A 13,324-nucleotide genomic window follows, 5' to 3' on the forward strand; every position below is an offset into this window, starting at 1 on the left:
CGCGGCCGGATGCGCGTGTCCGATCACGATCACGGATCACCGTGAACGCGACGCCAAAGCACTGACGTCCGGGAGGCGACGCTCCGGTGAACGGATGCCTTTCCTGCGGGATGCAGACGCGCGGGGAGCCGCCCTGCGGATCCCGGCGGCCCTGAGAGACTGTCGTCGTGACCGACCGCCTCATGCTCCTCGACAGCGCCTCGCTGTACTTCCGCGCCTTCTTCGGCGTACCCGACTCGGTGCGCGCCGCGGACGGCACGTCCGTCAACGCGGTGCGCGGCTTCCTCGACATCATCGCCAAGCTCGTCGGAACCTACTCGCCCACCCGGCTCGTCGCGTGCTGGGACGACGACTGGCGACCGCAGTGGCGCGTCGATCTCATCCCCACCTACAAGACCCACCGGGTGGTCGAGGAGGTCGAGTCCGGCCCGGATGTCGAAGAGGTGCCCGACCCGCTGCAGGCCCAGGTCCCGGTGATCCGCGAGGTGCTCGACGCTCTCGGCATCCCGGTCGTCGGCGCGCCCGAGCACGAGGCCGACGACGTCATCGGGACGCTCGCGACGATCGCCGACATGCCCGTCGACGTGGTGACCGGCGACCGCGATCTCTTCCAGCTCGTCGAGGACGCCAGGAACGTCCGCGTGATCTACACCGGGCGGGGCATGAGCAATCTCGACGTGCTCACCGACGACGCCGTGCTGGCCAAGTACGGCGTGCGACCGTCACAGTACGCCGACTTCGCGACCCTGCGCGGCGACCCCTCGGACGGCCTGCCCGGAGTCGCCGGGGTCGGCGAGAAGACGGCGGCGAAGCTGCTCGCCGAGCACGGCGACCTGGCGGGCGTGATCGCGGCGGCGGAGGCCGGCACGGGGATGACGGCGGGCGTGCGGAACAAGATCCTCGCCGCCCTGCCCTACCTCGAGGTCGCACCGACGGTGGTGCGTGTCGTGCGCGACCTCGACCTCCCCCCGGCGGACGCTCCGCTCGCGCCGCTCGACGACGAGGCCCTGGCTCACGCGAGGGCCCTCGCCGAGACGTGGAACCTCGGCGGATCGCTCGAACGCGCCCTCGCCGCTCTCTCCGGCCGCTGAACCGCCCCGACTCCCACACGGCGGGAGTGCGGATGCGCCATCAGACGTCTCCCAGCGAACGGCGACCTAGCATCGTCCCATGCCGGGTTCCCCTTGGGACGAGCCCGGGTCGCGCTCCGGTGCGCGGCCTGCCGTCGCCGTCCTTCTGCCCGTCGTCATATCGCTGGTGGTGCAGCTTGCTGCCGCGACCGCCCTTGCGCTGTGGACGACCGGGCCGCGATACGTGCTGGCCTCGATCGCGCTCGCCGCGGCATCCGCGCTGGCGCTCCTCGCCGCACGGCGACTGCCCGGGCCGACGGTGGCGGTCATCACCGCCCTCGCCGTGTCCGCGCTCCTCGTGCCGCCGATCGGTCCGGCTCCCTTCGTCGCGCTGGGGTTCGCGATCGTGGCGGCGCTCGCGGGCGGCGCACGGCTGTGGGCCTGGATCTCGGTGGGCGCGGGATGGGTGCTCGTCCTCATCGGCGGTCAGGTCGCCGGCGTCGAATGGCCCCCGATCGCGGTCGCCGGGACGACCGTCGTCCTGGGCGCGTGCTTCGCGATCGGCGAGGGCCTGCGCACGCGGCGCCGGATCGACGACGAACGGCTCGCGCGGCTGGCTGAGCGTCGGCGCGCGATCGAACTCGACGAGCAGGAGCGCATGGCGCGCGACATGCACGACGCGCTGGCCAACACCCTCAGCCGCATCTCCGCCGAATCACGTCTGGGGCTGGCCGGATTCGACCGCGACCCCGAGCGCGCCCGCGACGCACTCGCCCGCATCCGCACCCTCGGCGCGACCGGTCTCGACGAAGTGCGCGGCGTCCTGTCCTTCCTTCGCGGCGAGGAGGCCGGCGCGCCGGCGACGGCGCCGCTGACGCCCCTGCCGCAGCTGTCGCACCTTCCCGCGCTCATCACCGGCCGGAGCACCCTCGGGCTCGAGATCACCCTTGACGACGAGCTGCGCGGCCAGCTGCCGGCCGGAGCCGTGCAGACCTCGGCATACCGCATCGTGCAGGAGGCGCTCGCCAACATCGTGCGCCACTCCGCCGCGGCCACCGCGACCGTCACGCTGGCTCGGGACCCCGGAGATCACGGCGATCTGGTCGTCACGATCGCGGACGACGGGGTGGGGGTCCCCGCCGGGCTGCCCGAGCGCGGCGGCGTGCGCGGCATGCGGCTGCGCACCGAGGCGCTCGGCGGCACGCTCGACATCTCTCCCGCCCGGCTGACGGGAACGGTCGTGAAGGCCCGGCTGCCCTGGAACGCGCCGCTCTGACCGATCAGCCGCCGGGAGCCGCCCGGACCGCGGCGACGAACGCGAGCGTGAGCATGATGCAGTAGCCCACCGCCACGATGAGGACGATGACCAGCGGCACCGTCCAGCCCCCGGTGGCCTCGGACATCGCCCCGAACGCCGGGCCCGCCAGAGCGGCCATCGCGTAGCCGCCGCCCTGCACGAGCGCTGACATGCCGGCGGCCTCGCCGTCGCTGCGCGCGACGCCCACGAGCGCGGCGAAGATCACCACGAAGCCCCCGGAATGGCCGATGGCGCCGACGGCCAGCCACAGCCACAGCAGCTGCGGCGCCACGAGAAGCCCGACGGCCAGCACGAGCCACGAGGCGCAGATGGCCGCGGGCGCCACGCCGCGCGGCGCGAACCGCGTCAGCATCGGCACCACGAAGGCCCCGGCGATGCCGACCCCCTGGTACACCGAGGCGACAGCCCCCGCCGCCGCCGGTGCCAGCCCGAGCTCCTCGGACGCGAGAGTCGGCAGCCACGTCGACAGTCCGTAGTAGATCGTCGTCTGTCCGGCGAACGCCCCGACCAGCAGCCACGTCACGGGACGCCGCAGCCACGACGGATGCCGCGCGGTGACGGTCGGGACCGGCCCGGTGATCGTCTGCGGGTCGATGTCCATCCCATCGAGCGCGGACGCATCGCGCGGCGCGACCTCGCCCGAGAACCGATCGGCCGCTCCCGACCGTCGCATGTGCGCGGACCACAGCAGAATCCCGGCGACGGTGATCGCCGACCACGCCAGCAGCGCCCATGACCACCCGATCACCTCTGCGAGCGGAGCCGTCAGAAGAGCCGTCAGAAGCGACCCGACGTTCAGCGTTGCGGCGTACCCGGCGGTGACGAGGGCCACGTGGGCGCGCGGGACGTCACGGCGGATGATCACGGGGATCACGACGTTGCCGATCGTCACGGCGGCGCCGATCACGAGCATGCCGGCCAGCATCCAGCCGAAACCCGGGAGCCCGCGGATCATTGTCCCCAGCAGGACACCCGTCAGCGACGCCATGAGTGCGGCCTCGGCCCCGGCCCGGCGGATCACCAGGGCCGCGAGCGGCGTGAGGACCGCGAACATCAGCACGGGCGCGGTCGTCACCAGCCCCGCGGCCGCGGAGCCGATGCCGAGATCGGCCTCGACGTCGCGCAGGACGGGCGTGATCGCCAGGATCGGCCCACGCAGGCTCAGCGCCGCCAGCAGCACGCCGGCCACGACCAGCCACGGCAGCGCCGCGCGTCGAGATGCGCGCGTCACCGGAGCGTCCCGCGGCCGGTGACCTCGACGGGCCGCCTCGGCGGACGCCGGGACGCGGTTTCGGCGCGGGGGTCCTGCATCCCTCGAAACTATCGCGTCAGCGCGGCCGACCCGTCCACGAACGCAGCGCCGCGAGATCCCACGTCGTCACGATCCGCTCCGCCGGCACGCCGGCCGCCTCGGCACGAGCGGCGCCGTGATCCAGCAGCGACAGCTGACCGGGTGCGTGCGCATCCGAGTCGATCGAGAAGAGGCACCCCGCCTCGATCGCCAGCGCGATGAGCTCGTCGGGCGGATCCTGCCGCTCGGGACGCGCGTTGATCTCGACGGCTACCCCGTTCGCCGCGCACGCATCGAAGACGGCGCGGGCGTCGAACGCCGAGGGCGGCCGCGTGCCGCGCTCGCCCTGCACGAGACGCCCGGTGACATGCCCCAGGACGTCGACGCGCGGATTCGAGGCTGCGGCGACGAGGCGGCGCGTCATCGGGGCGCGGTCCATCCGCAGCTTCGAGTGGGCCGACGCCACCACGATGTCCAGGTCGTCCAGCAGCGCGTCCTCCTGATCGAGGGCGCCATCGTCGAGGATGTCGACCTCGATCCCCGACAGCAGCGTGAATCCCCCACCGGTGAATGCGGGCAGGACCTCCAGCTGCCGGCGCAGCCGCTCGGCGGACAGCCCGTTCGCCACACGCAGCCGCGGGGAATGGTCGGTGAGTGCGAGGTACTCGTGGCCCAGTGCGCGCGCCGCCTCGGCCATCAGGTCGATCGAGGTGAGCCCGTCCGACCAGTCGCTGTGGCTGTGCAGGTCGCCGCGCAGGCGGGCGCGCAGCCCTGAGGCGATCTGAACGCCCGCGCGCTCGCGCAGGTCGGCGAGGTACGCCGGGACCTCGCCGCGGAGCGACTCCTGGATGACGGCGAAGGACGAGTCCCCGATGCCCTTGCGGCGCCGAAGGCCCGCGGCATCCCGCAGTTCCTCGTCGCTCAGCCCCGCGATGGCGTCGGCGGCGGCGCGGAACGCCTTCGACCGGTACCGCGACGACCGCTCCCGTTCGAGCAGCGTCGCGATCTCGACGAGCGCGTCATGCGGTCTCATGGCCGCACGACGCGCTCGCCGAGAGGGATCACGCCACGCCTGCGCGCTTGACCACGACCGGCGCGCTCGCCAGACGGTGCATGGCCCATCCGAACATGATCGACAGGATGCCGATCCCCATCGCGAAGGCCGCGATGCCGAACGACACGACCGATGTGAACAGCGACGCCCGCAGGAAGGACGCGTTCATCATGGTCGCCCGCACGGGGTCCTCGCGGTCGAGCTCGGCGTAGGTCGCGCCCTCCGAGATCCCGAGAGCGTGGGTCTGGATGATGTCGGCCTGGACGTAGGCCGTGAAGGGGCCCGCGACCGTCTGTCCCTGGAAGGCGATCGCGTCCTCGGGGATCGTGATGTTCTCGGCGCGAAGCTGCGACGACACCACGATCCACACGGCGATGCCCGCCACGATGAGGACGACACCGGCGATCATCCCCAGGATGCCGATCACCTTCACTCCGCCAAGGCTGCGCGACGGCGCTTCGACGGCGGCGGTCCCGTCGGATCCGGTGCTTTCCGGGGTGTTGCTGTCGGTCATGAGCTACTCCTCGCATCGGTGAGCGTGTGTGCAGACCACAAACTAGCGGGATCGCCCCGGGCCACGACACCCCTCATGGGGCCTTTGGTCCCGCGGGCCGCGTGCTACGAGGCGAGCTCCTGCGTGGCCTGCGCCCAGGCCGCGAGCTTCGCGGCCGCGGCACCGCTGTCGATCGCCGCCGCGGCGGCGTCCCGCGCCTCCGCCAGACGCTCGACGATGGGTCGCTGGGACTGGCCGGCATCCTGCGACAGCCGGTACGCGACGATGCCCGCGGCGGCGTTGAGCGTCACGATGTCACGGACCGGTCCGGGCTCGGCCGCGAAGACGCGATGGACGATCGCGGCGTTGTGCTGCGGATCTCCGCCGAGGAGGTCGTCCAGGCTCGCCGGCGGGATGCCGAGGTCGCGAGGGTCGAGGTCGTGCTCGTGGACGTCGCCGCGGCTGACCTCCCACATCCGGCTGTGCCCGGTGGTCGTCAGCTCGTCCAGCCCGTCGTCGCCGCGGAACACCAGGGCGGTCGCACCTCGGGTACGGAACACGCCCGTGATGAGCGGCACGCGCGCGAGCTGGGCCACGCCGACGGCGTTGGCCTCGGCGCGCGCGGGGTTGCACAGCGGGCCCAGGAAGTTGAACACCGTCGGCACGCCGAGCTCGGCGCGCACGGGTGCGGCATGGCGGAAGCCGGGGTGGAACGCCGCGGCGAAGGCGAACGTGATGCCCGTGCGCGCGAGCGTCTCGGCGACAGCATCCGGCGACAGCGACAGGTCGATGCCGAGCGCCGCCAGCACGTCCGACGAACCGGACTTCGAGCTCGCCGCGCGATTGCCGTGCTTGACGACCGGGACGCCGGATGCCGCGGCCACGACCGCCGACATGGTCGAGATGTTGACCGTGCCCACGCGATCCCCGCCGGTGCCGACGATGTCGAGCACGCCGGCGTCCACCGGCAGCGGCAGCGCCGCCTCGAGGATCGCGTCGCGGAACCCGACGACCTCGTCGATCGTCTCGCCCTTGGCGCGAAGGGCGATCAGGAACGCGGCGAGCTGCGCCGACGTCGCGCGACCGGCCATCACTTCGCGCATGGCCCACGTGGACTCCGACACGCTCAGATCGCGCCGGTCCAGGAGTGCCGTCAGGAGATTGGGCCAGGTGTACTGCTCCGCCATGGATCTAGAGCCTAGCCGCGGTCCGCGTCGCGGACTTCCCGCATGACGCCGTGGACGCATTCAGGCTGGTCGCGGGGCCTTCTCAGCGGGCTCGCAGAGTACTCCGAGGCCGTGCTCAGACCGTTCCGAGGCAGAACCGTGATCGCCGATGCGAGAATCACCCGCCGAGTTCGGCCATAATGGGGGACGTGACGACCTCCACTGCGACCTATTCACAGGCGATGCGGTCCGTCAAGCGACCCGATCCGGTCGCCGTCGGGACCATCGTCTGGCTCGGCAGCGAGGTGATGTTCTTCGCGGGTCTCTTCGCGATCTACTTCACCCTCCGCAGCACTTCCCCCGAACTGTGGGCGGAGCGCACGGCGCTGCTCAACATCCCGTACGCCACCGTGAACACGATCATCCTGGTGCTGTCCTCGGTGACATGCCAGATGGGCGTCTTCGCGGCCGAGCGGTTCCAGCCGTACTCGACGCGCAAGCGCGGGTGGCTCGGCTGGGGCATGGTCGAGTGGTTCTGGCTGACCTTCGCCCTCGGCGCGATCTTCGTGTCGGGTCAGGTGTGGGAGTACGCCCAGCTCGTCGCCGAGGGCATGCCGATCACGGCGGACTCGTACGCCTCGGCGTTCTACCTCACGACCGGCTTCCACGCCCTCCACGTCACCGGCGGCCTGATCGCCTTCCTCCTCGTGATCGGCCGCGCATACGCCGTCAAGAACTTCGGGCGCAAGGAGATGACGTCCTCGATCGTGGTGTCCTACTACTGGCACTTCGTCGACGTCGTCTGGATCGCCCTGTTCCTCGTCATCTACTTCCTCAAGTGAGAGCGGAGCTGAACCACCACATGGCACGAGCAACGAAGCGCCGCTCCCACGGCCGCCGCAGCCCCTGGGCCGCCGCGGCCCTGATCGGCGTCGGACTGCTGATCACCGGAGGCGCCTACGCCGGCGCGTCCGCCGCGATGGCCGCGACGAGCGAGCCCACGGCGGTGAGCACCGCGCTGACGGCCGAAGACGGCGAGAAGCTGTTCCAGGCCAACTGCGCCACCTGCCACGGGCTCGACCTCGAGGGCACGCCCGACGGTCCCTCGCTGTACGGCGTGGGCGAGCTGGCGGTGCACTTCCAGGTGAGCACCGGACGCATGCCGCTCCAGGCGCAGGCGCCGCAGGCTCCGCAGAAGCCGGTGCAGTTCACCGAAGAGCAGATCGCCGCGATGGGCGCCTACGTGCAGGAGGTCGCACCGGGCCCGAGCTACCCGTCCGAGGAGATCCTCGACGGCGAAGGCGACGTCGCCGAGGGCGGCGAGCTCTTCCGCATCAACTGCGCCATGTGCCACAACGTCGCCGGCGCCGGCGGTGCCCTGACCGAGGGCAAGTACGCCCCGGCCCTCCACACCACCACGCCGCTGAACATGTATGCCGCGATGGTCACCGGTCCGCAGAACATGCCGGTCTTCAACGACATGACGCTGACGACCGAGGAGAAGCGCGACATCATCTCGTACCTGCTGTTCCTGCAGGAGAACGAGTCCGCCGGCGGCTTCAGCCTCGGCTCGCTGGGCCCCGTCTCCGAGGGCCTGTTCATCTGGATCTTCGGCATCGGCTCGCTGATCGCCATCACCGTGTGGATCACGGCGAAATCCAACTGATCGACGTACCACACACGCAGCAGAAGAACTGACGAGGAGCAGAATGTCACACGAGGAAGATCCGCTCGAGCACGAGAGGGCTTCGTGGAAGCCTTCCGCCGGGCTCGCGGTAGCGGTCACCGACCCCGTGCAGAACCCGGGACTTCCGCCTCACCGCGAGCGGATGACCGACCAGGACCCCGCCGCGATGAAGCGCGCCGTCCGCACGGTCTACACCCTGTTCTACGTCTCGGTCGCGGCGAGCATCTGGGCCATCGCGGCCTACATGCTGTTCCCGATCGAGAGCGGCGCGATCGTCGACATCCGCTACAACAACCTGTTCATCGGCCTCGGCATCGCTCTGGCGCTGCTGGCGATCGGCATCGGCGCGATCCACTGGTCGAAGGCGATCATGTCCGACAAGGAGTTCGTCGAGCCCCGCCACGCGACGCGCGGCCGGGACACCACGCGCGAAGCCGCCATCCAGGCGTTCGCCGAGGCGAACGAGGAGTCGGGCTTCGGGCGCCGCGCCATGGTGCGCAACTCCCTCATCGCGGCCGTCGTCGCCTCGGTGGCCCCGGGCATCGTGCTGTTCCGCGGCCTGGCGCCCTTCAACAGCGCCGAGAACCCCATCGCCGGCGACCCCGTCGCGCTCCTGAGCCACACGATGTGGGAGGAGGGCATGCACCTCGCCCACGACCCGTCGGGTGAGCGCATCCGCGCCGCAGACCTGACGCTGGGCTCGGCCGTGCACGTCATCCCCGAGCCCCTCGCCGAGGTCTCGCACAGCGAGGGCTACCTCGAGGAGAAGGCCAAGGCGCTCGTGCTCCTCGTCCGCCTGCTCCCCGAGCAGCTCATCGAGCCCGAGGACCGCGCCGACTGGTCGTACAACGGCATCGTGGCGTATTCGAAGGTCTGCACCCACGTCGGCTGCCCGGTCGCCCTGTACGAGCAGCAGACGCACCACCTGCTGTGCCCGTGCCACCAGTCGCAGTTCGACGTCACCGACCAGGCCAAGGTCATCTTCGGCCCGGCTGCCCGTCCGCTGCCGCAGCTGCCCATCACCGTCGACGACGAGGGCTACCTGGTCGCCCGCAGCGACTTCCAAGAACCCGTCGGCCCGAGCTTCTGGGAGCGTCATTGAGTACCGCCACTGTCCCCGAGGGGCCGACGACCACGTCGGCTGACCGCGACAAGCCCCTGGGCGGCCGGTTCGTCGGCTGGGCGTCGAACTACATCGACGAGCGCACCAGCCTGTCGGGCATGGTCAAGGAGCTCGGTCGCAAGATCTTCCCCGACCACTGGTCGTTCATGCTCGGCGAGATCGCTCTGTGGAGCTTCGTCGTCGTTCTGCTGTCGGGAACCTTCCTGACGTTCTTCTTCGATGCGTCGATGACCGAGACGCACTACGAGGGCGCCTACCTGCCGATGCGAGGCATCGAGATGTCGGCCGCGATGGCCTCGACGCTCGAGATCTCGTTCGACATCCGCGGCGGCCTGCTGGTTCGCCAGATGCACCACTGGGCCGCGCTCGTCTTCGTCGCCGGCATCGGCGTGCACATGCTGCGCGTCTTCTTCACCGGCGCTTTCCGCAAGCCGCGCGAGCTGAACTGGGTCATCGGCTTCGTCCTGTTCATCCTGGCGATGGGCGAGGGCTTCACCGGGTACTCGCTTCCGGACGACGTCCTCTCGGGCAACGGCCTGCGCATCATCGACGGCATGATCAAGGGCATCCCGCTCATCGGAACGTGGACCTCGTTCCTGCTGTTCGGCGGCGAGTTCCCCGGCACCGAGATCGTGGGACGCCTGTACGCGCTCCACATCCTGCTGCTCCCGGCGATCCTCGTCGGCCTGCTGCTGCTTCACCTCATGCTGATGGTGATCAACAAGCACACGCAGTTCGCCGGCCCCGCGCGCACGAACAGCAACGTCGTCGGCTACCCGATGATGCCGGTCTACATGTCGAAGATGGGTGGCTTCTTCTTCATCACCTTCGGCGTGATCGTCCTGATCGCCTCGCTGTTCACGATCAACCCGATCTGGAACTACGGCCCGTACGACCCCTCGCCGGTGTCCGCGGGAACGCAGCCGGACTGGTACATCGGATTCGCCGACGGCGCCCTGCGTCTCGTGCCGCCCCACTGGGAGTTCGTGTTCCTCGACCGCACGTGGTCGTTCAACATCCTGGTGCCTCTCGCCGTGATCGGGATCTTCATCATCCTGGTGCTGCTGTATCCCTTCATCGAGGCGTGGATCACCGGTGACAAGCGCGAGCACCACATCGCCCAGCGTCCCCGCAACGCGGCGACCCGCACCGCCATCGGCGCCGCCGGCGTCACCTTCTACGCGGTCCTGTGGGCGGCGGCATCCTCCGACATCATCGCGACCCACTTCTGGCTCACGATGGAGGGCGTCATCCATACGCTCCAGGCGCTGCTGTTCCTGGGGCCGATCATCGCCTACTTCGTCACGAAGCGGATCAGCATCGCGCTCCAGCGCAAGGATCGCGAGATCGCGCTGCACGGCTACGAGTCCGGCCGCATCGTCCGCCTGCCCGGCGGCGAGTTCATCGAGGTGCACCAGCCGGTCGACGAGTACGAGCTCTACAAGCTCGTCGACGTGGAGACCTACGCGCCGCTCGTCGTGCGCCCGAATGCACGCGGCCGCATCGCCTGGCACCAGAACCTGCGGGCGTCGATCTCGCGCTGGTTCTTCGAGGACCGCTTGTCGCCGGTCACGCAGGCCGAGATCGAAGAAGCGCGCGCCCACCAGGCCCACGCCCTCGAGCATATGGCCGCTGAGGAGGACGCCGAGATCCAGGCCGCCCACGAGCGCGCCGGTGTTCCCGACGCACCTCACGTGCCGATCGACGACGGCCACCACGGCGAGACGGCGAACCGCCCCTCGAACGTGATCGTCCCCGAGCCGGAGCCCGGCGCGCCCAAGAACCGCGAGAAGGACAAGGACCAGTAGTCCGCTCCCCCGCGAAACGGCAGTAATCGCACGGCGCCTGGCGCTCCTCGACACGAGGACGCCAGGCGCTTTGCCGTACGGTGGCGAGCATGACAGACGCCCTCGCGCACTTCTCCGCCAAGCTCGAGCACGAGACCGACGCCTCGGACGTGTATGCCGCTCAGAAGGCCGGCGACGCCTTCGTCCTCATCGACACGCGCAGCGCCGACGCCTGGGCTCAGGGGCGCATCGTGGGCGCTGTGCACATGCCGTACCGCGACATCGCAGAGCGTGCTCCCCGTGAGCTCGACCCCGCCGTGCCGGTCGTCGTCTACTGCTGGAGCCCCGGCTGCAACGCCGGCGACAAGGGCGCCGTCGAGTTCGCCAAGCTCGGCTATGCCGTCAAGCTCATGATCGGCGGGTACGAGTACTGGGTGCGCGAAGGGCAGCCGACCGAGAACGACGAAGGTCCGCTCCCCCGCGTGTTCGACCCGCAGGTGATGGTCGTGCGGGCCCGGGAGCTTCGGCCTGACACTGTCGACGACGCTCGAATCTGGGGCCGATGTGACGGCTTGGTTTCCAGTGGTCATCGCAACCGAGGGTGATTCTCGGAGGCTAGCAGCGTTGCGAAGAGGTCTGCAGGGGCACGGTCGTGGAGGGTGATTCGAGGGCGGTCGGGGAGTTCGTTCTCGACGCGCGCGAGGTCGCGTGGTGTGTGGACGGCGAGGTTCGTCGACTTCGGAAAGTACTGTCGAAGCAGCCCATTCATGTTCTCGTTGCTGCCGCGTTGCCAGGGGCTCGCGGCGTCGCAGAAGAAGATCCGGGTCCCGGTGTCGGCGGTCACATCGAGGTGCCTGGCCATTTCGGTGCCCTGATCCCAGGTGAGGGTGCGGCGTAGCGGCGGCGGGAGCTCGTTGAGTGCGGTCACGAGCGCGCGATGCAACGCAGTCGAGTCGTGGCCGGGCAGGTGGAGCAGCTTGACGAACCGTGTCCGTCGTTCCACGAGTGTCCCGATCGCGGACCGGTTGTGGGGTCCGACGATGAGGTCCCCCTCCCAATGTCCCGGCGTGGTCCGGTCGGTTGGGTCGAACCCGCGTTCGTGAATCGACAGCATCGGCTGCGCGAACCGGCGTCCCGCTCGGATCTGCCGGGTGTGTCCCCGCCGATGATCTCGCCCGGTCCGCAGTGGCGACGGCCCCGGTTTCCGTACCAGCCCGGACCCAGGGCGGTAGATCGCGAGATAGATCGACTCCGTCGCCAAGCGCATCGTCGGATCATGTGGGAACGACGTCCTCAGCGCGCGGCTGATCTGCTGCGGACTCCACCGCGCCTTCAGCTTCTTCTTCACGAACACCTGCAACGCCGGCGTCGTCGCGAGCTTCAGCGGCCGTGTCCGACGCCGCCGCGCGGCGGCAAGGCTCTGCGCGTGGAACGGCCGGTACTGGCCGGTGTGGTGCGCGTTTCGGCGCAGTTCCCTGCTGATCGTTGACGCCGAACGTCCCAAACGCGCACCGATGGCCGTCGGGCCCATCCCCGTGCTGGCGAGATCGGCGATCTGAACCCGTTCATCCTCTGAAAGGAACCTGGGTGAGATAGGGCGCAGCGCAAGCGGCTCGAGAGGTAGCACGACCTTCACCGTGCCATCCTTCAGGCGGACCGTCGCGCCGTTCTTCCAGCGTTGCGCGGACGAACGACTCACGCCAAGCTCGATCGCCGCGGCCCTGACCGACCAGCCCTGCGCGAGCAACTCCATGAACCTGCGCCGCGCCAACGACAGCGGCCGCCGACCCGGACCCTTCGGCACCCGACGAGATGACATGTGAGAACCCCTTCCTCGCGGCCCTCGTTGCGACCGTCACTGGAAACCACCCCGTCGCTATGGCCTCACTTTCGAGCGTCGCCTACATGACACCGCCCGCAGAACGCCCGGCTCCACCGCGAGCCGGTCGGGTGGCGCTCCGCGCCGCAACACGTGCCGGACGCGACAAGCAGCGCCCAGGATGCCCTCGTCGCCATGCCTCACGTGGCGCTCATTGCCGCTGACGGGGCGCTGAGCGACCAGACGCGCCAACTGAGGTACGGGGTGCAGGACGCGCACCCGCAGCCGCGCTGCTGACCGAAGCGGCCACGGTGCCGACCGGAGTGATCCCACTGATCGGTCGGGAGTGCCCCGCCGCCCGCAAGTGCGCCCCGCAGGTTCAGAGTGCCCGCAGGTTCGGGAGTGCCCGCAGGTTCGGAAGTGCTCGCAGGGTCCGGAGTGCCCCCATGGTCGGGAGTGCCCCCCGCGCCGTCGTGAGCGCGCCAGCAGCAGCCCAGAGCTCCCCCAACTGGTCAG

Annotated in this window: 12 protein-coding genes; 7 read left to right on the forward strand and 5 right to left on the reverse strand. The window is 70.1% G+C overall.

The genetic code is table 11. The features are described 5' to 3' along the window. The first annotated feature begins 167 nt into the window (after positions 1-167). Together P0L94_06015 and P0L94_06020 are read left to right on the forward strand one after the other, a co-directional pair. Complete coding sequence (locus P0L94_06015) at positions 168-1,091, forward strand: 5'-3' exonuclease (GenBank protein ID WES65622.1); 924 nt, start codon at positions 168-170, stop codon at positions 1,089-1,091. Between the two features lie 79 nt (positions 1,092-1,170). Next, a complete protein-coding gene (locus tag P0L94_06020) occupies positions 1,171-2,346 on the forward strand; it encodes a histidine kinase (GenBank protein ID WES65623.1) in 1,176 nt (391 codons plus the stop codon). Positions 2,347-2,350: 4 nt separating this feature from the next. Here P0L94_06020 and P0L94_06025 read toward each other — a convergent pair whose 3' ends face one another. The 4 genes from P0L94_06025 to trpD form a co-directional block, all read right to left on the reverse strand. Beyond that, positions 2,351-3,619 carry an MFS transporter gene (locus tag P0L94_06025; GenBank protein WES65624.1) on the reverse strand — a complete coding sequence of 423 codons (1,269 nt, stop codon included), beginning with the start codon at positions 3,617-3,619 and terminating at the stop codon, positions 2,351-2,353. A 97-nt stretch (positions 3,620-3,716) separates the two neighbouring features. Beyond that, positions 3,717-4,712, reverse strand: coding sequence for a PHP domain-containing protein (locus P0L94_06030; GenBank protein ID WES65625.1), 996 nt, complete (start codon positions 4,710-4,712; stop codon positions 3,717-3,719). 28 nt (positions 4,713-4,740) lie between these two features. Then, a complete protein-coding gene (locus tag P0L94_06035) occupies positions 4,741-5,247 on the reverse strand; it encodes a hypothetical protein (protein ID WES65626.1) in 507 nt (168 codons plus the stop codon). Positions 5,248-5,351: 104 nt separating this feature from the next. After that, entirely contained in the window at positions 5,352-6,413 is a 1,062-nt protein-coding gene (gene trpD, locus P0L94_06040) for an anthranilate phosphoribosyltransferase (GenBank protein WES65627.1), read from the reverse strand. 188 nt (positions 6,414-6,601) lie between these two features. Here trpD and P0L94_06045 point away from each other — a divergent pair, with 188 nt between their 5' ends. The 5 genes from P0L94_06045 to P0L94_06065 all read left to right on the forward strand — a co-directional run bounded on the left by P0L94_06045 (position 6,602) and on the right by P0L94_06065 (position 11,594). Further along, the gene (locus P0L94_06045) at positions 6,602-7,234 is read left to right on the forward strand and encodes a heme-copper oxidase subunit III (GenBank protein ID WES65628.1); all 633 of its coding nucleotides are present in this window, start codon (positions 6,602-6,604) and stop codon (positions 7,232-7,234) included. 20 nt (positions 7,235-7,254) lie between these two features. After that, entirely contained in the window at positions 7,255-8,058 is an 804-nt protein-coding gene (locus P0L94_06050) for a cytochrome c (protein WES65629.1), read from the forward strand. A gap of 43 nt (positions 8,059-8,101) precedes the next feature. Then, complete coding sequence (locus P0L94_06055) at positions 8,102-9,181, forward strand: Rieske 2Fe-2S domain-containing protein (protein WES65630.1); 1,080 nt, start codon at positions 8,102-8,104, stop codon at positions 9,179-9,181. Beyond that, complete coding sequence (locus tag P0L94_06060; GenBank protein ID WES65631.1) at positions 9,178-11,010, forward strand: ubiquinol-cytochrome c reductase cytochrome b subunit; 1,833 nt, start codon at positions 9,178-9,180, stop codon at positions 11,008-11,010. The genes P0L94_06055 and P0L94_06060 overlap by 4 nt, the downstream gene beginning before the upstream one ends. A gap of 89 nt (positions 11,011-11,099) precedes the next feature. Continuing rightward, the gene (locus P0L94_06065; protein WES65632.1) at positions 11,100-11,594 is read left to right on the forward strand and encodes a rhodanese-like domain-containing protein; all 495 of its coding nucleotides are present in this window, start codon (positions 11,100-11,102) and stop codon (positions 11,592-11,594) included. Here the strand turns inward: P0L94_06065 and P0L94_06070 are convergent. Further along, positions 11,576-12,742, reverse strand: coding sequence for an IS30 family transposase (locus P0L94_06070; GenBank protein WES65633.1), 1,167 nt, complete (start codon positions 12,740-12,742; stop codon positions 11,576-11,578). The two genes, P0L94_06065 and P0L94_06070, sit on opposite strands and share 19 nt — an antisense overlap. Between the last annotated feature and the right edge of the window lie 582 nt (positions 12,743-13,324).

This window comes from Microbacter sp. GSS18 (genome assembly GCA_029319145.1).
Taxonomy (GTDB): Bacteria; Actinomycetota; Actinomycetes; order Actinomycetales; family Microbacteriaceae; genus Microbacterium.